This is a genomic window from Clostridium sp. C2-6-12 (assembly GCF_009928485.1).
In the GTDB taxonomy this organism is placed as follows: Bacteria; Bacillota; Clostridia; order Clostridiales; family Clostridiaceae; genus Clostridium.
In genome coordinates this window covers 1-21,239 of record NZ_JAABNP010000057.1, presented here as the reverse complement: position 1 = coordinate 21,239, position 21,239 = coordinate 1, and the positions used below count along the sequence as shown (strand labels likewise).

Here is a 21,239-nt window from a genome sequence, read left to right as displayed (position 1 = left end):
CTACTATTCCTGGGAATTCCTTTCGAATATTTAGCATTTCAACTACATATTCCATCACAGACTCCTCCTTATTCAAATTACAATTTATCCAATATACTTTGAATTTATACTTATACACAATGAAGGATGAATTTTCTGTAAGTTTCAAATCCATTAAGAATAAAAAACCTGTAGAAACGCACCCTTCATCATTATCTTATAGAATCCTAACTACATTGTTTTAGGAATTTATTTGATTATTATTTGATTAATGATCCATCATTTTTATCATTTACTTTAACTGAACCATCTTTAAGTTTTGCAACTACATCATTAACTGTTTTCATTGTATCATCAGTTAAGTTTGGATTCTTAGCTGGAATACCAACTGCATCCTTAGTGATATCGAATGTTAATGTTTGACCACCTGGGAATTTTCCTTCTTTTAATTGTTTAACCATGTCGTAACTTGCTGCTTCAACCTTTTTGATAGCTGAAGTAAGAACTATTGACTTACCATCTGCTCCAACACCATCTTGATATTGGTCTCTGTCAACACCAATCATCCAAACGCCTTTTCCTGTTGCTGCTCTTGCTTTAGCTTCTGTTATAACACCATTACCAACTCCACCAGCTGCACAGAAAATAGCTTTAACACCTCTATCATACATTTGTGCTGCAAGTTGTTGACCAGCAGCTGTATCATTAAATGTTCCTTGATATACAACATTTTCAGGCTTTAATGTCATTTTAGTTCCTAAGTTTTTGTTAGCGTAAGCTACACCTTGTTGGAATCCCCAGTTGAACTTTTGAACTGCAGGTATTTCCATACCACCGATAAATCCAAGATCTCCTTCTTTAAGTTGTACTGCTGCTGCAACACCTGCTATAAATCCTGATTGATGTTCAGCAAATAAGATAGATACTGCATTTTCTCCTACTTTATAATTTGCTTTTGGTTGCGCTCCATCATTTGGAGTACCATCTATTAAAACAAACTTAGCATCTTTATATTGATCTTGCGCTTTAAAAATAGCTGTTTCAAATTTAAATCCTGGAGTAGCTATAAGCTTAAATCCTGAGTCAATAAGATCTCCTATATTCTTTAAGTAATCTGCTTCAGTTTCTCCACTTGGTTTTACATATTTTGTATCTGTTCCAAAATCTGCTTTTGTCTTTTCTAACCCTTCCCAAGTACCTTGGTTAAATGACTTATCGTCAATTGTTCCTGAGTCTGTTACCATACCTACTTTTAACTTTTCTTCCTTAGTTGTCTTATCCCCTGCAGCTTTATCCCCTGTAGTTGACGAACTTCCACAACCAGCAAATAAAGTTACTGTAATTGCAGAAACTGCTAACAATGATAATAATTTCTTTTTCATTATCTCTCCTCCTAAAATATAATATTTAATATTTAAAATCACAAAAATTAATTTATGATTTAAATTTATAAAGTAGTAGTTTTATAAATTTAAAAGTTGATATACCCCGTTGTACATTCAATTATAATTTCTTTTCTGATCCTCTGACTACTATCTGAGGTGCAATAGTCAACCTTCTTGTATCTTTATTCTCTTTGCTTTTAATTATATCACAAAGCATATCCATAGATGTCTTTCCTAATTCTATTGGAGAATCCTCCACATAAGTAATATTAAGTCCAACAATGTCTAAAAAATCAATCTTATTAAATCCTATAATAGCTAAATCTTTAGGAATATCTTTATTTTCTTCTTTTAATGCCTTTATTATTCCCATTGTCATCATATTACTAAAACTTATTATTGCAGTAGGACGATCTTCTTCTATTAATAATTTTTTAGTTAGTTCATATGCCTTTTCTAATTTATAATCCCCATAATAAATATATTTATTATTAAAAGAAATATTATTATCTTTCAATGCTCTTTTATATCCTTCTAGTCTATCTGCCACTGGTTCCGAACTCAATAAACCAGTCATAATTCCTATTTTAGTATGACCTTCTTTAATTAGCAAGTTCGTTGCATCAAATCCACCTTTTACATTATCTACAAACACACCATTTAATTTATTAAATTTAACATCTGCAGAAACTAAAATTATTGGTATATTTAAATTATTTATTGTTTTAATGTATATTTCATTAAATTTCTCTTCGCCAAAACCTGGCGTCATTATAATTCCTTTTATTCTTTGCTCCTTTAGCAAGTTAAGTGCTCGAATTTCTTTTTCTAAATAATTGTTTGTATTAAACAAAATTATATTCAAATTATTTTTTTCAGCTATATCACTTATACCTTTTATAATTTCACCAAAATAGGCATTTGTGATATCTGGAACAATTACTCCAATTGTATTCGTATCACTTTTCGATAAGCTTCTTGCAATTGCACTTGGAACATAATTCGTTTCTTTTATTGCTTCTAATATTCTCTGCTTAGTTTCCTCTTTTACGTACCCCGAGCAATTAAGCACTCTTGATACTGTTGCTGGTGATACATTTGCTCGTTTTGCAATATCGCTTATAGTTACTGACATTGTAAATCCACCCCATTGGAAATTATTTAATTTAACCTTTGTTTTTATTTACTTACTGCTAAACTGTTGGTAAAATCTATGTTTTGAAAAATTTCTTGCCATATGGTATCGCTTCCATATTCATATTAATAATATAATATTAAGAATATGATGTCAATATTCTACCCAATTCTATTTTCTCTTATAATTAATGCTTTTTTCCTTATTTTTCTTTATAACAATGAACTTTTTTGAAAAACACCTCTTATTACTTAATAAAATAAACTTTTTTCAATATATACTTATTAAATGAAATTTTTATAAAAAATAGAGCTATCATAAATATGTATTTAGATTGCCCTATTTTTTAATTTTAAATATTCAGTATTGTGGCATAGCTACTCTTTTTATATGCGAAAAGTTCCGTATTTCAGCATAGCTGCTCCTTTTATAGGTGTTTATTTTTTAATTTATCTACAAATCTTTCCATTCTCTTTAGTGCTTCAATAATATCTTCCATTGAAGAGGCATAGCAAACTCTTATAAATCCTTCACCGCAATCACCAAACGCATTCCCTGGAATAACCAAGACCTTTTCATTTATAAGCATTTGTTCACAAAACTCATCCGAAGTTATTCCTGTAGACTTAATACTTGGGAATATATAAAACGCTCCAAGTGGTTCAAAACATTCTAATCCCATTTTCCTAAATCCATTTAGTAATACTCTTCTTCTTCTATTATATTCCCTACACATTTCCTCAACACTTCTATCACCACTCTTTAAAGCTTCAATCGCAGCATATTGTGCTGTTGTTGGAGAACTCATAATTGCATATTGATGAATTTTTTTCATTTGACTTATCAACGCAGGATGTCCACATAAGTATCCTAGTCTCCAACCAGTCATTGCATATGATTTAGAAAAACCATTAATAACTAAAGTTTTATCTTTCATTTCTGGGAAAGATGCTATTGAAACATGTTTATCTCCATAACAAAGTTCTGAATATATTTCATCTGAAATAGCAATAATATTTTTATCCTTTAGCACTTCTACAATTCCTGCAAGTTCATCTCTCGTCATTATTGCTCCTGTTGGATTATTAGGAAATGGTATTATTACCACCTTAGTTTTTGGTGTAATTGCAGCTTCTAAAGCTTCTGGTGTAAGCTTGAATTCATCTTCTGCTTTAAGATTTAAAACCTTAGCTGTTGCTCCTGTGAAAGCTGTACATCCTTTATATGCAACAAAACTTGGTTCTGGAACTATGACCTCATCTCCAGGTCCAACTAGTGCTCTAAGGGCAATATCAATTCCTTCACTTCCACCAACTGTAACCAAAATTTGGTCGTCAGGATTATAATCAAGGTTAAATCTTCTATGAAGATATTTTGCTATTTCAATACGAAGTTCAATAAATCCTGCATTTGATGAATAATGAGTATGCCCTTGTTCTAGAGAATAAATTCCAGCTTCTCTTACATTCCAAGGCGTAACAAAATCCGGCTCACCAACACCAAGAGAAATGACATCGTCCATTTCATTAATTATATCAAAATATTTTCTTATGCCTGATGGAGGCATATTTTTAACATAATCTAAAATCATATCCTCTATTATCATATAAATATAGCCTCCCTATCACTTACTTTCTTTTCTTTAAATATTGTTCCATGATCCTTGTATTTCTTAAGCACAAAATGTGTACTTGTACTTAAGACATATTGTTGTACTGCTAGTTTCTCAGATACAAAAAGCGCAACTTCCTTCATTGTCTTTCCTTCAACAATAACCGTTAAATCAAAACCTCCAGACATTAAATAGCAAGCCTTAACTTCTGAAAATTTATATATTCTCTCAGCAACCTTATCAAAGCCTTCACCTCTTTGAGGTGTTATCTTAACTTCAATTAAAGCAGTAACAGTTTCACTTCCTGTATTTTCCCAATTAATAAGAGTTGTGTATCCAGCTATAATATTCTTTTCTTCATAATCTCTAATAGCATCTCTAACCTCTTCAACAGTTTTTCCTACCATAACAGCAATTTGTTCATCACTGTATCTACCATTCTTCTCTAAAATTTCAAGTATTTCTTCCATTTTTAATAGCCTCCCTGCGATTCATATTATTATAAACTTTTAAAGAATAAAAAAATCCTCCATCCCAAACAAGGGACGAAGGAATTACTTCGCGGTACCACCCTAATAAACAATACAAATATTGTTCACTCAGCTAGAGTACTTATAATACTCCACCTCTATAACGTGAGGACTACGTTATAACCTAATTAAAAATTATCTTTTTAAACTGTAAGTTGTTTAAAATTTTACACCATAACTTTTATTTTTCAGTTATAAAATTCAAAGGCTGCTTCTACAAAACTTACTTACCAGATTCCCACCAACCTCTGGCTCTCTAAAAAGTTTGCTTATATATACTCTTCCTTATCAACATCTTTAATTTATTAACTTAAATTTTAAATTATTTTAATGTACATTACAAATATTAAATTCTAATAATAAAAAAGATTTTAAACAGTTATTATTCAAATCTTTTTTATATTATACTCACAAACTTATGATAAATTCAATATAATTTTTTATATTTTTTCATTTTTTATTATTTACCTTTGGTTTCTTTTAACATTTTATTTATAAATAATCATCAAGATTATTATTTCGGTAATAGCTGCTGTTAAGATTCCACTTACTTTAACCATAATATCTTTTACCACAGAAGATTTTTTGATCTGTTTTATTATTAATCACTTTATCATTTTACACTTTATCTATCTAATTTATGACAAAACAATAGACTGATTGCAAAATGATTTTCCTACTTCACTTTTAACCAGTCTATCTGCTATTTGATAAATCAACTAATTTCTATATTGTTTATCCTCTATTATTTTGTTGCTTTTTTGCTTTTCTGCAGCCCGCACATCTTGTTGGCTCATTTTCAAATCCTTTTTCTTTGTAGAATTCCTGTTCTCCTACAGTAAACATAAATTCATCGCCACAATCTCTGCATGTTAATTTTTTATCTTCCATATCCAATGTTCTATTGCTAAAGTTAGAATATAACTTTGCAACAGTTCACCTCCTCTTTTAGTTTAAAAATTTATTTTATTCAATATTATATTATCCTGAATTATAGCTTTTATTCATCTTTGTAATTTTTTATTGAAAATTAACTTAAAGCATTTAGGATTGAAATAACTATATAGTAGCTTAGTAAATTTACTTAACAAAAAAGACAAGAATTACATTATTATAAATAAATTCTTGTCTTATAAAATTTAACTATTCAATTGTTAATTCAAATTCTTCATTATTTACATCAATTCTACAGTTTCCACCATTGCTTAATTTTCCAAATAGAATTTCATCAACCAATAACGGTTTTATTTTCGAAGCTATTACTCTTGCAATTTCTCTAGCTCCAAATTCTTCTGACGTACCTATTTTTACAAGGTGCTTAGAGCATTCTTCTGTAAACTGAATTTCTATGTTTTTAGTAGAAAGCTTTACTCTAAAGTCATTAAGCTGCTTCTTAGCAATACTCATTGCCATTTCATTATTCATACTGTTAAATACTATTATTTTATCTAATCTATTTCTAAATTCAGGAGTAAAGAATCTCTTAACCTCTTCCATTATAGCTTCGCCTTTAACTTCTCTTTCTCCAAACCCTATAAGTTTCTTGCCTATATTTCTTGCTCCAGCATTAGATGTCATTATTACTATTACATTTCTAAAATCAGCTTTTCTACCTTTATTGTCAGTAAGTGTTGCATAATCCATAACTTGTAGTAAAACACTTAAAATATCTTCATGTGCCTTTTCGATTTCATCTAGCAATAAAACACAATGAGGCGTTTTTCTTATAGCATCTGTTAAAAGTCCACCCTCTTCATATCCAACATATCCTGGAGGAGAACCTATAAGTTTTGCGGCTGCATGCTTTTCAGCATATTCACTCATATCAAATCTTACTAATTCTACACCAAGCTTTTTAGAAAGACATCTTGCTATTTCTGTTTTCCCAACTCCTGTAGGCCCTACAAAAAGCATAGAGGCTACCGGCTTATCTTCTTCATTTAATCCCGATCTAGACATTTTTATACATCTAACAACTTCTTCGATGGCATTATCTTGATGAAAAATATTTTCTTTTAATTCTGATTCTAGATATTTTAATGAATTAATTTCACTTGATTCTACCGTCTGCTTTGGAATACTGCATACTTTAGATATTATTTCTTCAATGATTTCATTATCTATAACTATTTTTTCTTCTAAGTTTTGATTATGCATACGTGCATAAGCTCCTGCTTCATCAATAATATCAACAGCTTTATCTGGAAGATATTTATCATTAATATATTTATCACTTAAGGTAACTGCATCATGTATAGCTTCCTTTGTATAAGTTACATTGTGATATTCTTCATAATTACTCTTAAGTCCATTAAGTATTTCTATAGCTTCCTTAATAGAAGGTTCTTTAACATCTATTGTTTGAAATCTTCTACTTAAGGCTTTGTCTTTTTCAAAAAACTTTTTATATTCATCAAAAGTAGTAGCTCCAATAAATCTTATTTTTCCTTCTGTTAAATATGGTTTTAATAAATTAGAAGCATCTAACGCGCCCCCATTTAACGCTCCTGCCCCTACTATGTTGTGAATTTCATCTATATAAACTATTGGTTTCTGTTCTTTTCCTATTAAATCTAAAATTCTCTTAATTCTTTCTTCAAAATCCCCTCTATATTTAGTACCTGCAATTACAGCTCCAATATCCAGAGAATACATAGAGCTACCTTTTAACTTTTCGGGTACCTTATCTTCACTTATAAGCCTTGCAAGACCTAATGTAATGGCAGTTTTCCCTACGCCTGACTCTCCTACATGAATAGGATTGTTTTTTATTCTCCTGCAAAGTATTTGAATACTTCTATCTAAAATATCCTGTCTTCCTATTAACGGATCAGCATTTTCTTCTTGAACCTTTTCAATGAGATTAGTTGTAAACTTATGAAGAAATGCATCTTCTTTCTTTTTCTTAATCTGCTCTTGATTTTCTTCTCCATGAACACTTTCTTCTCTGCTTTCTTCAAAATTTTCTAAATTTTCATCTTCATAAGAAGATCTATTCTCATCTGCTAAACTATGACATAAAGAATATAATAATTCTCTCTTTGTAACTCCTTCCTGCTCTAAATAATATCTGGCATAACTATCCTCCAAATTAAATATGGCTGATAGTATGTGATCTACGTCAATTACGTCTTTCCCACTATTTTTAATTTGTTCATGAGCATTTAAAATAACTTGCTGAAATTCAAAACTTTCTTGAGGTTCCCCATGTCCTATCTTGCTTATATATGTCCTTATATAAGTAGTTAAGTTATATCTTAAATTATCTAAACTTCCACCACATTCTTTAATAGCACACTCTACATTTTCATCAAAGGTTGCTGCATATAGTAAATGTTCTGGAGTAATATATTCACTGTTTTTTCCTCTTGCTTCTTCATATGCCTTAAGTAATATTAAATTAACTTCATTAGTAATTTTCATAATCTACGCCTCCTCAACTGTAAGCTTAAACGGAAAACCCTTTTCCTTTGCCATAGCCATTGCAGTTGAAACCTTAGTTATTGCAATATCATAGCTATAAATCCCCGCTATCCCGCTACCTTTTTCATGTACATCTAGCATTATCTTTTCTGCTTCCAAAAGCTTTTTATTAAACACACTTACTAATATATTAATAACAAACTCCATTGTAGTATAATCATCATTATACATAACAACTTTATAATTTTTAGGTTTTTTTATTTTAACTTTATCTTTTTGTTTGGTAACAATATTCGTTTCCATATATAGTTGTCAATTCCTTCCTATATCTTACTTAGGCACATAAAAGAAAATAAAAAGTCTAAAATGCCATAAGATGTTCTTATATGTAGAAAAGTTCCGTATTGCAGTGAAGTTCCTCATTGCGGCATAGCCACTCTTTTTAGAAGTGCATAGCTGCTCTTTTTATATATGAGAAGTTCCATATTGCAGAAAAGATCCGCATTATGGCATAGCCACTCCTTTCAGAAGTGCATAGCTGCTCTTTTTATATGTGTATATTTTATCACACTATTCAATTTCATACCATTAATTCAGTTAACAATTCGCAATTAGTTAGAACCGTTGTATTAACATTTTTTTAATTGCTATGAACATCTCCTTTGCCATAAGAATAGTTTTAGGTTAAAAAATTATATTTTATTCAAAAAACTAAAACCTCCCTACAGATACCATAATTAAAACTTTCTGGATATGAAACTTAATAATCAACATAGTAAATATTTATGATAGTTAATCTACTAATCTTAGAATGTATCAATTTTATATTTGTATATATCATTGTTTTATATTGGTAAATATTTTATAATTTTCTATAAATAGTATTGTAAACGATACCCTTAGCATGAAATTGTAACAAGCATACCATTTTTATGAAATCCTGATCTAAAAACTAAAAAGGTGGGAATTTAAATGAAAAAAAGTAGATTATTTATAAGTGCATTTTTAACAGGAGTTATGACTTTAGGCTTACTGACAGGTTGTGGAGGCAAGAGCCAAGAAACAATTAGTAGTACATCTAGTGATGGTAAAATCAAAGAATTTACAGCATTCTTTCCAACCGCAGGAAGAGAAGTGCCAGAGAATAATAGGTTAAAAAATGCTATAGCAAAAAAAATAGGTGCTAAAGTAACTGAGACATTCCTTACTGGGCAAACTGGCTCTGAAAGAATTGGAGTAATGATTGCAGGTGGTGAATATCCAGATATTATAAATGGAAACCAACAGCTAATAGATGCAGGTGCACTTATTCCATTGGAAGACAAACTTGATAAATATCCTAACATTAAAAAATTTTGGTCAGCTACTGACTGGGAAAAAGTAAGAAGTGCGGATGGACATATTTATTATATTCCACCATTTGGAAGAGCTAAAGATGATAAAGCTACATCTCCAGAAAGTGGAGATGAGCTCTTTTGGATTCAAAAAGCAGTTTTAGAATGGGCAAATTATCCTGTGATAAAAACTCCTGATGAATACTTTGATTTAATTGAAAAGTATAAGGCAGCAAATCCAAAAATAAACGGACAACCAACTATAGGATTTGAGATTTTAAGTAGTGATTGGAGATATTTCTGTTTAGAAAATCCCCCTCAATTCCTAGCAGGATACCCTAATGACGGAAAGGCTATTATCGATAAAGACACCTTAACAGCAAAAAATTACAATTTAATTCCCGAAGCAGAAAAATATTATAAAAAATTAAATGAAGAATATAATAAAGGCATTATAGACCCTGAAACCTTTACAGCAAGCTATGACCAATATATTTCAAAACTTTCTACAGGCCGTGTACTTGGAATGATTGATCAAAAGTGGCAATTTCAAACTGCAGAAAATTCATTAAAACAACAAAATTTAGATGAACGAACTTATGTTGGATTCCCTTTATCATTTGATCCTAACATAAAAACACATTATAGCACTATACCGGCAATTAATGCAGGAAGCGGTACAGCAATTACAATTAGCTGTAAAGATGTAGATGGCGCATTAAAATGTATTAATGATTTATTATCTGATGAAGTTGAAATATTAAGAAATTGGGGTGAAAAAGATATTGACTATAAAGTAGATGATAAAGGTTCCTTCTACAGAACTGATGAACAAAGAAATAATCAAAGAAATCAAGATTGGGTTAATGCGAATATGTGTCCTTATTCAGGTTTACCTGGATATGCTGCTGGTTACTTAGATGATGGAATCAATTGTATAATACCATCACATCAAATAGGTGAATTCCAAGCTACATTAAGCGAAATCGACAAAAAGATTCTTAAAGGATATGGTTATGATAAATGGTCAGATTCATTACCAAAACCCGAAAAAATTGGAGACTGGTATCCAATTTATTCAGCTTGTGATACATGGTCATCAGATCAGCCTGAAGCAATAGCTATGCAAAGAATGGATGACATTAAAAAGAAATGGCTTCCTAAGATTATTATTTCTAAAACATCTGAATTTGATTCTAATTGGAAGGAATATCAGACAGCGCTTACAACTCAAGCAGATATAAAGGCATATGAAGATGCACTTACTAAAGAAGTAAAGAGAAGAGTTGAATTGGTAAAAAACAACAAATAATATTCTACTATTACTGGACATTCAAAAATTCTTTATAATTAACAAGCAAGTAGATTCTCTAATGGAAGAATCTACTTGCTCGTTTTTAATTATTTAGTACGCATATATCAAACCTCATTTTTTTCTTTAATCACTTGAACCTTATTATTCTCAACTCCCAATATACTTTTTTTATTAATTACATAATCTTTTATTATATCTATAGCATTTCTAGAAATAACTTCTCCAGGACAAACTAACGGTATTCCAGGTGGATATGGTATTATTGCTTCTTTTGCAATATGCCCTTCACTCTCTCCTATTTCACACGACTTACCATCCATTTTGAAAACTTCAAAAGGTTCTAACTTTTTTTCTGGAATATCAGAAAAATATTTTACTTCTATTGGTGCACATATATTTTTCATTTCCAATTTTAAAATAGCTTGATATATATCTTCAAAATCTCTTTTACCATTAAACGGAGACAGTATTAATACTACACCTCTTGAAAAGCTCATTTCAGCTTGTATTTTTTTGCTTCTTAAATATTCTAATAATTTATGTCCACTATATCCCTCTGGAAGAATTACTATGTATCTACTTAAGTCAATATTATAATTTTTCTTTTCTTCAATTCTATTTTCATAGTTATATTTCTTATTTATGTCCACACTTGATAATATGTGAACTTTATTTAATTTATTTATTTTCTCTTTCCATTTTTCAGCTAAATTAATTAGTCTTTCATAATCTTGTTCTCCATATTTATCCAAATAATATCTTCCATAATCCAAGGATGCCATAATTAAATAAGAAGGTGAAGTTGTCATAAATGTTCTCAAATAAAATTCTAAATTAAAGTTATCTTCATTAACTAAAAGATATGCTCCTTGAGTTAAAGCCGGTAACGTTTTATGAGCACTCAACACAATATAATCTCCAATGCTTGAAACAGATTTAGGAAGTCTACTATTTGTTCCATAATGAGCTCCATGTGCACAATCAATAATAACCTTCAATCCCTTTGCTTTTAAATCTAATACAATATCTTCTATTTCATATGTAATTCCAAAGTAATTTGGATACGTTAATATAATTCCTTTTGGATTTATGCATCCTTTAAATGCATTATAAATTTTTTCTTTATCTGGTGGCAAAAACACACCATATTCATCATTAATAACAGGTTCTATATATTTTACTTTTAATTTTCTCAAAATCAACCCATTATATATTGATTTATGACAATTTCTTTCAACAAGAACTTCATCTCCTTCATTAAAAGCAGAAAAAATAGCAGCAAGATTTCCTGAAGAGCTTCCATTCACCAGAAAATACGCTTTTTTAGCTTTATAAGTTTTAGCCAATAAATCTTGCGCTTCTCTTATGACCCCTTCCGGACAATGTAAATTGTCTAAAGGATCAACCTCCGTTATATCCAAAAAGCCTAATTTATGAACAAATTCTTTTCCTATCTCATCACTTAAAAATCCGATTCCGCCTTTATTTCCAGGCATAGAAAGAAGCAAATTCTTTTCCTCATGATATTTGAGAACTTCTTCTAATAAAGGTATTTTCAAATCAGCCACCCCTCCCTAAATTATAAAGCTTTATATCAATTTTACATGATATAAAGCTTTATAATATATATTACATATTCCCTAATACTGAATAATTTTGAAACCTTTGTTTTTAATATTTTTCGTAATTTAACTATAGTATTTAATTACAGGTCTTACTCTCCCTGAATTATTTGTATTGTCAGATTCTTTAATACTTCACTTCCTGTTTGAAATATTTCTTTTCTAGTTAATAACTCTAATCCTTCAATTTCATCAACATATATTTTATAATCACCAAACATTGTATCATAAGTAGCCAATTCTTTTGCTAAAACTATACTTTGTTCTTCCCTGAATAATCTTTTTATCTTAAAATTCTTTATCAACTGTCTTATGGTGTTCACACCAACCTCATTAGATAATAATTTTAGTTTTTCAATACACTCCTTAACTAAATCTATAACCTTTTCTACATTTTCATTACTTGTATTAAATGTAATTTTATAAACCTTTATATAATTTTCATTAGAGATCTTAGTGAGTACATCATAAACTAGTCCATTTTTCGTTCTTAGTGACTCATAAAGAATTGAATTGACACCTTCTCCAAAATATTGATTAAAAATTCTTAAGGCCTTCATTTCATTATCGTTTAATTTATCTATAGGACACATTATTTCAACCCTAGATGTTTTTATACCTTTTTTTATATCTGTAAATGTTTGTCCATTTAATTTTTCATAATCAATATTTTTTATTTTACTCTTATTCTTTGACGACTTCCACTTGCCAAAATACTCACATATAATCTTTTTAACTCTATTAAAATCTATTGATGAAACTACAACAATCGAAATATTTTCTGGAAAATAATATTTTGAATAAAATTCTTTTATATCACTTAATTCAATTTCATTTAAGCTTTCTTCCGTTCCAATAATGGGATATTTTATTCTTCTATTTTCAAAACTATTATAAAACAATTTATCTTCGCAATATTGTTCTAGTTCTTCATCCCACTGCTTAAGTTCTTCTTTTATTACAGCCATTTCTTCATTAAATCCATATTCCGGAAAGGTGGGATTAATTATAATATCACTCAATAGTTCTACACCCTTCTCCAAATCGTATTTAAGTAAAGTTCCATAATAAATCACATAAGGATAATTAGTCATAGCATTATTAAATCCAAAAATATTAGTTAAATCCTCATTTATTTCTTTCTCACTTCTATTTTTAGTTCCTTTATATACCATGTGCTCAGTTGCATGTGCTAAACCATATTTTTCTTTTTCAACACCAGCACCAGCATCTACTGATATACAAAGGGATGTAAGTTCAGATTCTGTATGTCTATATATTAATTTTAACTTATTTTCAAAAATATGTTCTTCCACTTAAAATTACCCCTCACATATTATTCTATTGATTAATATAATTATATTATATCCTATTTAATATAAACTTCACTATAATAATATTTGTTAATAATATAATTTTTTTAGTTTAATCTTTTTATATTAGAACGATCTGTGGCTGATAGTTTTTTTATTTTAGCAATAAAATACATAAAAAAATTAGGGATAGGCAATTATAAACTTGCTTATTCCTAATTTTAAATTTAAGACTTTTAATGTTCTTCGCATTTTAATGCAATTGCACATTCTATTCTCTTCTTCTGCATTTTACATCCAATTTCATATGGAATATTCATATCTCCATTAAAGTTAAAGTTATTTGCCTGACAACCACCGCTGCAATAGAATTTTGCCCAGCATTCTCTACATTTAGGTTTATTGTATATGTGGGCTTTCTTAAATTTCTTAGAAAGCTCTCCATCAAAAGTATCATCATTAATATTTCCAAGTTTAAATTCTTCTTTTCCAACAAATTGGTGGCATGGATATACATCCCCCTGCGGAGTTATTGCTACATATTCAAAGCCTGCACCACAGCCAGAAATTCTCTTATAAACACATGGTCCACCTTGAAGGTCTATGTTAAAGTGATAGAATTTAAATTCATCATTACCTTCTCTTTTTCTTTTAGCCATATCTTCATATAATTTATCATAATTTTCAAAAATTACGTCTAAATCTTCTTCTCTAAGAGAAAGAGGATGTCCATTTTCTAAAACAACAGGTTCAATTGATAATTCTCTAAAACCTTCATTTATCATAGCCATTACATCTTCATAAAAATCTGTATTTTCTCTTGTAAATGTACCTCTTACATAATAGGTCTTACCTTTTGTTCTTCTCTTAATCATTTCTTTAATGTTTGGAATAATATCATCAAAAGAACCGCTCTTGTCCGGCTTAATTCTAACCTTATCATTTACTTCTTTTCTTCCATCTAATGATAAAATTATATTTCCCATTTCTTTATCCATAAAATCCATCATTTCTGGAGTTAAAAGAGTAGCATTTGTAGTCATAGTGAATCTTACATTCTTATTCCACTCTTTTTCATTGTCTCTAGCATATTGTATTATTTCTTTTATAGTGTCCATGATTAAAGTTGGCTCTCCACCAAACAAATCAATTTCAATATTTTTTCTTGGACCACTTCTTTTAATAACGTAATCAATTGCTTTTTTTGCTGTTTCTGCACTCATAACACCACCATGACCATGATATTCACCTTCATCAGCAAAGCAATACTTACATCTTAAATTGCATCCATGTATTACATTAAGGCATATAGCTTTTATATAATCCCTATCATCCATAGAGCTATGGGCTATTTCCTCATATTGGTCCTCTGAATAAAGAATCCCTTCTTCTGCTAATTCTTGAATTTCATCATAAGCTTCTGAAAGTTCCTCCATATCATACTTATCTTTAAGTTCATCAAGTATTTGTTTTTTATTTTTTAATTTATCATCATCTAATATATCATAAACTAATTCATCTACAACATGAACTGCTCCAGTATTCACATCTAAAACAAAATAGTTTTCACCTTGTTTAAATTTATGTATTAAAGACACTTTAATTTCCTCCTATATACAAGGCATATAGAAAAAAATAACAAGTCAATACCTTTGACTCATTATTTTCTTTCATATGCTTAAAGTAAGCAGTAACCATCTAGTTACTGCTTTAAAAAAATTAGTTTTCGCATTCTAAGTTTGCAACTGTACAAGATGTCTTACAAGCTGATTGACATGAGTTTGCACATTCTTTACATCCTGGCTTACATAAACTATTCTTAATATTTGGTTTGTTTATAGTTTTTATATGCTTCATAAATAAAAACTCCTCCATTCACAAAAATATCTCTAGTAATTATATCACTCCATTGGAACTTTTACAATATAAGTTCCACTTTAAATCTTGTTTTCTAAATGTTCACTATATTTACTTCTTAGTGCAAGCGCAAAAAAATATAATAAACATTTATCAAACAAATAAGTAAACTTTTTCATAGAATACATTTTACTTAGTTTGCAAAACAAATATTTATTATATTTCTTTCCCTTTAAATAACCTCTTATAAATAAACCCTTGTAAATAATTATGCTTATATTGAATACCAATATTGTAGGGGTAGTAGAGTCTTAATTAGAACTAGGAGATTCTAATATAAATTAATCTAGGTATAGGTAACGTTCTTTACAATAAGATATCAATAATAAGCTTTTTACCATAATCGACTTTAGTTTTTAACCCTTTACTAACAAACCTTCTATCCATTTATTATTATATCTATATATATTTCTTGTGTATATTATACTAAAGTATACTTTTTACTAATTGATTATACTCAATTAGTAAAAAGCATCTAAACTCTAAACGACCTTCCTTGAATACATTTTATTTCTAATAATATTCTGATTACTATCCTTCTATAAAAATTTTATATTATACCATTATCTTTTAATATATTAATTGCCATTATCTTATTCTTAACATTTAATTTTAAATATACTGATGCTATATGTTTCTTTACAGTGATTAAAGCAATATGTAATTTATCAGAAATTTCACGTTGCTTATAACCTTCCTCTACTAGTTTTATTACTTCAAGTTCCCTTGGAGTTAATTCGATCTTCTTCTCCGCCACATACTCATGAAAATATATTTCGTTAAATTTTTCACATTTTTTAAGTAATACATTAGTAAACTCATCTTTTTTAAGAGTTTTTAATATATGTACTATATGGGGAGCTAATTCAACAAAGGTCATTATTATATTATCTTCCTTAGCTAACTCAATTGCTTTCAATAGAGATTTTTGGGCTTTTTCTATTCCATATAAGTTATACTTTGCAATGGAATCAAAGATATATGAATATATAATTCCAAAAATATTTTTATTACTGTTTTCATAAGCTTCTAACATGGTTTCTGCCTGAACTTCTAATTCAATATAATTTTTTTTACCTATCATAGTTAACCCACATATAACATATCTCATTTTAACATTTGGTGAAATTATTCTCATGAAGTTCTTTGGCACCTCTTTTGTCCACTTATCCGTAGCCTCTATATTACCTGTAATTCCATTTATATATTCCAATGCTATTTCTGCTCCATTTAAAAAACTTGGAATATCCATATTTCCATATTCTTTAATTAAATTATGCAACTTATTCCTAATTTCAAAATTATCATTTCTATTAATACTAATACGCATTAAAAGAAAAAGAGAACAAATTATAATGCTTGTTTGATTTTTTGATTTAGCTTTATGCAAAGCCTTATATGCAAATAGTTCTCCATTATAAACATCGCCAATTTCAAAGGAATACTCCGCCACAACCAAATATTTTACTCCACTAGCTCCTCCATTAGATATATGAACAAAGTAACGAATTTCTTCTTCAAAGCATTTAACTATGTCTTTTAATTTTCCTTTTTGATTATGATAAAGACATAAAAAATGAGGTGAGCCTAAACTTATTGGCATTCTATTATTTGCAATTCTCGAAATTCCTCCTTCAAACAATTCATATGCTTTTTTATGATAAAATATCATCTTCTTTGCATCATTGAGCGTTAACAAACTTTCTAAAAATGCAATTTCACCTAATATATGCTTTTTATCTTTCATTATTTTATTTTTTATATATATTTCTTTTACTTGATTTAAAAGTTCTTTTCCAATCATAGCATCTTCGTAAACTATATAAAAAAACAAGTATGTTAGATAAGCTATAGGTCTTGCTATTTTTTCCTCAAAACTAAGTTCTTTAAATACTGAATTAATAATCCTTCCCCACAACCTAGTGAGGTTTATTGTATAATTTCGTTCAATTAAATCAAGTATTCGTTGAAAATTTTGTGCTTTATAATAATACTCTATTGCTTGTATATCTTCATTATTTTTTGAATACCAATCTCCTGCGGCATTATTTACTTTATAAAAATCCACATCAGAATATAATATTTCCTCTTCTAATGCAGTTTTTAAAATAGAATGTAAATTATATAACTTTGATTTTCTATCGTATTTGATAAAACAATTATTTTCAACCAACTTTTTTATTATTAAATTACAACTATCATCTTCAGTAATATAAATTGCTTGTTCCAATGTAAAATTATTAACTAATGATAGTTTTAATATAATTTTCTTTGTAGTTTCATCAAATTTATCATATACAGCTGTTTTAATTAGTTGAGTTGCTTTAGGAATATCTTTAAAATTATGTTCCTCATAATATTGAAGTAATGCTAAATAGGTGGCTGAAGTCCATCCTCCAGTATATTCATATACCTCATGCTTCTCTTTTTCACTTAACTCTATTCCATTAGTATTAAAAAATTCAACAGTTTCATCAAAGGTAAAAGATATATCGTCTTGCCCAACTATAATACATTTTTGTTTTAATTCCAATTCTATATATTCATTCTCGGGTCTATTACGGCTTATTAAAACAATATGCAAATCCTTAATACCTTCAAATGCTATAGCCTTTAACAATGATTTAATAAAAACAGTTCTCTTATAATCCCAATCATCAATAACTAGTACAGTTTTATTATGCATTTCTTCCCGAATAGCTTCTATTATTCTACGGTTATCCATATTGCTTTTAGGAATTCCACAATTAATAAGTCTTTCACTCATTTTTAAATTACTTTTTTTTAATGAATCCCCAAATTTATGCCACATCCACACATCATCATTTTCCTCATTTGCTCCATTAAACCAAACAACTTCAATGTTTTTCTTTTTATCCAGAAAGTTTTTTACTGCAGTAGTTTTGCCATATCCCATAGATGCGCAAACAAAAAATATCGGAACATCAAAAATTCTATCCAATATAACCTCAATGCGTTTTCTATGGACTATTTTAGGTCTATAAATTGAATTTATCATAACATTTCCACCTTAATTTAATTCAAATTATAATGCAATATAATATCATTATATTTATATACGTATATTTAAAATTTTCTCTAACTAATATTAATTATATTATATTAGAAGTTGATTTTTGTCCAATTTTAGATTATTTTGAAAATTCACATTCAAAGTATATTGACCACTAAATAAAAAATAGAGTACCATACATTTTACTTGGTACTCTATTTCATTATTTAATTTTTCTTATTATATCATAATATTTTAAAGCGCTACTACCCTACTTAAAAGCAAGTTATTTCTTTTTATAAAATCATCCATCTCATCAGCATTTAACTCTTTATTAGCAATCTTAGCCAAATCTAAAATATGTTCACAAATAAATTTAATCTCATCTTTTTTAGAATCATCTTTTGAAACTTCTATAATTTTTTTGATTATAGAATTTTTATTATTTATAACTAAAGTCTTTTCTTCCTCAAACATGCCTGGGAAATTCATTCCTGACTTAGCATACATTTTACTCATTTGAGCCATTCTTCTAGATTCTTCTGAAACTAAAATAAGAGCTGGAGTATCTTCATTCTTTAAACCTTCAATTGATATTTTAGTTATTTTTTCTCCAAGGGCATTTTTAAATACATCTTCAATTTCTTTATTTAATGCTTTTTGAGTTTCATCATTTTCATCAGTTTTACTACCTAATGTATCTGATATATCTGAGTCAATTCTATTAAATTTAACTCCTGTTTCATGCATTTCTAAGAAAGAAATAAAATGATCATCCAATGAACAATCTAATATTACAGCATCTAAATCATATTCCTTGAACATCTTTATATATTGTGATTGTTGCTTTTCATCATTAGCATAAAATACTTTATTCTCATGTTTTTCTTTATTGGCTTCAAGATAATCTTTTAATGTAACAAATTCGCCTTTTAAGTTTTTAAATATTATTATTTCTTTAATCTTGTCATAGAATTTAGGATCTCTTAAGCAACCATATTTAATAAATATTTGTATATCTGGCCAGAATTTATTAAATTCTTCTCTGCTATTTTTAAATAAATCTACTAATTTATCTGCAACCTTCTTAACTATATGATTAGAAATTTTTGATACTTCCTTATCATTTTGTAGGAAACTTCTTGATACATTTAAAGGAAGATCAGGGCAATCAATAGTTCCTTTTAATAATAATAAAAATTCTGGAATTACTTCTTTAATATTATCTGCTACGAATACTTGATTATTATATAATTTTACTTGTCCTTCTGTAGCTTCAAATTCATGCGTAAATTTTGGGAAATAAAGTATTCCTTTTAAATTAAATGGATAATCTACATTTAAGTGAATCCAAAATAATGGTTCATTGAAGTCCATAAATACTTTTCTATAAAAATCTTTATACTCCTCATCAGTACAATCCTTAGGCGCCTTCATCCATAATGGATTTGTATCATTTAATGGCTTTGGAGCCTCTGGTTCAACTAATTCCTGATATTCAGTTCCATCTTCATTTTTCTTTGTTTCATATTTAGGCTCTTCTTTCGGCTTATTTTCATCTTCTAAATAAATTTCAGTTGGTAAGAATGAACAATATTTTTTTATTATTTCCCTAACTTTATATTCTTCTAAAAATTCAACACTTTCATCATCTATATATAAAGTTACAGTCGTACCTCTAGTTGCTCTTTCATCTGAAGTTCCAATTTCATATTCAGTTCCACCAGAACATTCCCATCTTACAGATTCTGAACCTTCTCTAAAAGATAATGTATCTATTTGTACTTTTGTTGATACCATGAAAGTCGAATAAAATCCAAGACCAAAGTGGCCTATTATATCTTTTCCTTCATCCATTTTATCTTTATATTTTTCCATAAAATCTGTTGCACCAGAAAAAGCAACTTGGTTAATATATTTTTTAACCTCTTCTTCTGTCATTCCAATTCCATTATCAATAAACTTAAGTGTTTTCTTTTCTTTATTTATAGATACTATTACTTTATATTTTTCATCTTCCGCTACTACAGCCTCTCCAATTGAAGCCAGTCTTTGGAATTTGCTGATTGCATCACACGCATTACTTATAACTTCTCTTATAAATATGTCTTTGTCAGAGTATAGCCATTTTTTAATAATAGGAAAGATGTTCTCAGTATCAATTGAAATATTACCGTTTTCTTTTATCATTTTATAACCACTCCTCTATTTTTTTTGCCAAAAATATTTTAGACCAAATAGTATTTATTGTCAAATTATTCTCAAAAAGATGAAATATATTTAATGCAGAAAGAATACTTTCTTTAAATTATTTGCATATCCTTTAGATGTGTATGCTTTAGCTTTTTTCATTCCATAAATTTTATAATCAGCCACCACTTGGAATACATACCCATATGCAACTCCAAATATAATGTTATTTTTCAAATATGATCCACTCATATTTTTAGAATAAACCTCCAATTTTATAAAATCTTCTTTAATTATTATAGCTAATCCTGAGACTATATATCTCATGCTATTATTTCATAAAGCAATTTGCTTTTGATAAATCTATCTATGTGAAGCCAAATTGTCATTTCTTTTAATTTACCTTTATTAATATAATGCGAATCAATATTTAAATAAATTTAATATTCTGAAAATACTAAATAAGTTTGT

Annotated in this window: 15 protein-coding genes and 1 other annotated feature; of the genes, 1 reads left to right on the top strand and 14 read right to left on the bottom strand. The window is 28.5% G+C overall.

The features are described from left to right. Nucleotides 1–239 precede the first annotated feature (239 nt). The 7 genes from GXK56_RS26040 to GXK56_RS26010 all read right to left on the bottom strand — a co-directional run bounded on the left by GXK56_RS26040 (nucleotide 240) and on the right by GXK56_RS26010 (nucleotide 8,367). The gene (locus tag GXK56_RS26040; RefSeq protein WP_160692968.1) at nucleotides 240–1,361 is read right to left on the bottom strand and encodes a BMP family ABC transporter substrate-binding protein; all 1,122 of its coding nucleotides are present in this window, start codon (nucleotides 1,359–1,361) and stop codon (nucleotides 240–242) included. Nucleotides 1,362–1,482: 121 nt separating this feature from the next. Continuing rightward, on the bottom strand, nucleotides 1,483–2,499 hold the full coding sequence (locus tag GXK56_RS26035) for a LacI family DNA-binding transcriptional regulator (protein ID WP_160692966.1): 1,017 nt from the start codon (nucleotides 2,497–2,499) through the stop codon (nucleotides 1,483–1,485). A 427-nt stretch (nucleotides 2,500–2,926) separates the two neighbouring features. After that, nucleotides 2,927–4,105, bottom strand: coding sequence for an aminotransferase class I/II-fold pyridoxal phosphate-dependent enzyme (locus GXK56_RS26030; protein ID WP_160692964.1), 1,179 nt, complete (start codon nucleotides 4,103–4,105; stop codon nucleotides 2,927–2,929). Then, nucleotides 4,102–4,581, bottom strand: a complete 480-nt coding sequence (locus GXK56_RS26025) for an Lrp/AsnC family transcriptional regulator (RefSeq protein WP_160692962.1) — start codon at nucleotides 4,579–4,581, stop codon at nucleotides 4,102–4,104. The genes GXK56_RS26030 and GXK56_RS26025 overlap by 4 nt, the downstream gene beginning before the upstream one ends. Nucleotides 4,582–4,649: 68 nt before the next feature. Continuing rightward, nucleotides 4,650–4,942, bottom strand: a binding site (T-box leader). A 434-nt stretch (nucleotides 4,943–5,376) separates the two neighbouring features. Further along, entirely contained in the window at nucleotides 5,377–5,532 is a 156-nt protein-coding gene (locus GXK56_RS26020; protein WP_160692961.1) for a zinc-ribbon domain-containing protein, read from the bottom strand. 252 nt (nucleotides 5,533–5,784) lie between these two features. Further along, complete coding sequence (gene clpA, locus GXK56_RS26015) at nucleotides 5,785–8,064, bottom strand: ATP-dependent Clp protease ATP-binding subunit ClpA (protein WP_160692960.1); 2,280 nt, start codon at nucleotides 8,062–8,064, stop codon at nucleotides 5,785–5,787. A 3-nt stretch (nucleotides 8,065–8,067) separates the two neighbouring features. Next, nucleotides 8,068–8,367: an ATP-dependent Clp protease adaptor ClpS gene (locus tag GXK56_RS26010; protein WP_160692959.1), complete on the bottom strand. Its 300-nt coding sequence runs from the start codon at nucleotides 8,365–8,367 to the stop codon at nucleotides 8,068–8,070. 669 nt (nucleotides 8,368–9,036) lie between these two features. Here GXK56_RS26010 and GXK56_RS26005 point away from each other — a divergent pair. Then, the gene (locus GXK56_RS26005; RefSeq protein WP_160692958.1) at nucleotides 9,037–10,710 is read left to right on the top strand and encodes an extracellular solute-binding protein; all 1,674 of its coding nucleotides are present in this window, start codon (nucleotides 9,037–9,039) and stop codon (nucleotides 10,708–10,710) included. Between the two features lie 107 nt (nucleotides 10,711–10,817). On the opposite strand, the gene GXK56_RS26000 is transcribed toward GXK56_RS26005, so the two are convergent. From GXK56_RS26000 to GXK56_RS25970, 7 genes are all read right to left on the bottom strand, one after another. After that, nucleotides 10,818–12,272, bottom strand: coding sequence for an aminotransferase class I/II-fold pyridoxal phosphate-dependent enzyme (locus GXK56_RS26000; RefSeq protein ID WP_160692957.1), 1,455 nt, complete (start codon nucleotides 12,270–12,272; stop codon nucleotides 10,818–10,820). Between the two features lie 155 nt (nucleotides 12,273–12,427). Then, the gene (locus tag GXK56_RS25995; protein ID WP_160692956.1) at nucleotides 12,428–13,651 is read right to left on the bottom strand and encodes a pitrilysin family protein; all 1,224 of its coding nucleotides are present in this window, start codon (nucleotides 13,649–13,651) and stop codon (nucleotides 12,428–12,430) included. Nucleotides 13,652–13,884: 233 nt separating this feature from the next. Next, nucleotides 13,885–15,246 carry a thioether cross-link-forming SCIFF peptide maturase gene (scfB, locus tag GXK56_RS25990; RefSeq protein ID WP_160692955.1) on the bottom strand — a complete coding sequence of 454 codons (1,362 nt, stop codon included), beginning with the start codon at nucleotides 15,244–15,246 and terminating at the stop codon, nucleotides 13,885–13,887. Nucleotides 15,247–15,367: 121 nt separating this feature from the next. Beyond that, nucleotides 15,368–15,505, bottom strand: a complete 138-nt coding sequence (scfA, locus tag GXK56_RS25985) for a six-cysteine ranthipeptide SCIFF (protein WP_009172015.1) — start codon at nucleotides 15,503–15,505, stop codon at nucleotides 15,368–15,370. 610 nt (nucleotides 15,506–16,115) lie between these two features. Next, a complete protein-coding gene (locus GXK56_RS25980) occupies nucleotides 16,116–18,584 on the bottom strand; it encodes a LuxR C-terminal-related transcriptional regulator (RefSeq protein WP_160692954.1) in 2,469 nt (822 codons plus the stop codon). Nucleotides 18,585–18,833: 249 nt separating this feature from the next. Further along, nucleotides 18,834–20,768 (bottom strand): molecular chaperone HtpG, encoded by a 1,935-nt coding sequence (htpG, locus tag GXK56_RS25975; RefSeq protein ID WP_160692952.1) that lies wholly within the window; start codon nucleotides 20,766–20,768, stop codon nucleotides 18,834–18,836. A 90-nt stretch (nucleotides 20,769–20,858) separates the two neighbouring features. Continuing rightward, the gene (locus GXK56_RS25970) at nucleotides 20,859–21,095 is read right to left on the bottom strand and encodes a hypothetical protein (protein WP_160692950.1); all 237 of its coding nucleotides are present in this window, start codon (nucleotides 21,093–21,095) and stop codon (nucleotides 20,859–20,861) included. Nucleotides 21,096–21,239 lie beyond the last annotated feature (144 nt).

Excerpts from the sequence above, each read along its gene's own strand:
- GXK56_RS25970 (WP_160692950.1), bottom strand. The coding sequence starts at position 21,095 with ATGAGATATATAGTCTCAGGATTAGCTATAATAATTAAAGAAGATTTT.
- GXK56_RS25980 (WP_160692954.1), bottom strand. The coding sequence starts at position 18,584 with ATGATAAATTCAATTTATAGACCTAAAATAGTCCATAGAAAACGCATT.
- clpA (WP_160692960.1), bottom strand. The coding sequence starts at position 8,064 with ATGAAAATTACTAATGAAGTTAATTTAATATTACTTAAGGCATATGAA.
- GXK56_RS26025 (WP_160692962.1), bottom strand. The coding sequence starts at position 4,581 with ATGGAAGAAATACTTGAAATTTTAGAGAAGAATGGTAGATACAGTGAT.
- GXK56_RS26035 (WP_160692966.1), bottom strand. The coding sequence starts at position 2,499 with ATGTCAGTAACTATAAGCGATATTGCAAAACGAGCAAATGTATCACCA.
- GXK56_RS26030 (WP_160692964.1), bottom strand. The coding sequence starts at position 4,105 with ATGATAATAGAGGATATGATTTTAGATTATGTTAAAAATATGCCTCCA.
- scfA (WP_009172015.1), bottom strand. The coding sequence starts at position 15,505 with ATGAAGCATATAAAAACTATAAACAAACCAAATATTAAGAATAGTTTA.
- GXK56_RS26010 (WP_160692959.1), bottom strand. The coding sequence starts at position 8,367 with ATGGAAACGAATATTGTTACCAAACAAAAAGATAAAGTTAAAATAAAA.
- GXK56_RS26040 (WP_160692968.1), bottom strand. The coding sequence starts at position 1,361 with ATGAAAAAGAAATTATTATCATTGTTAGCAGTTTCTGCAATTACAGTA.
- GXK56_RS26005 (WP_160692958.1), top strand. The coding sequence starts at position 9,037 with ATGAAAAAAAGTAGATTATTTATAAGTGCATTTTTAACAGGAGTTATG.
- GXK56_RS26020 (WP_160692961.1), bottom strand. The coding sequence starts at position 5,532 with ATGGAAGATAAAAAATTAACATGCAGAGATTGTGGCGATGAATTTATG.
- htpG (WP_160692952.1), bottom strand. The coding sequence starts at position 20,768 with ATGATAAAAGAAAACGGTAATATTTCAATTGATACTGAGAACATCTTT.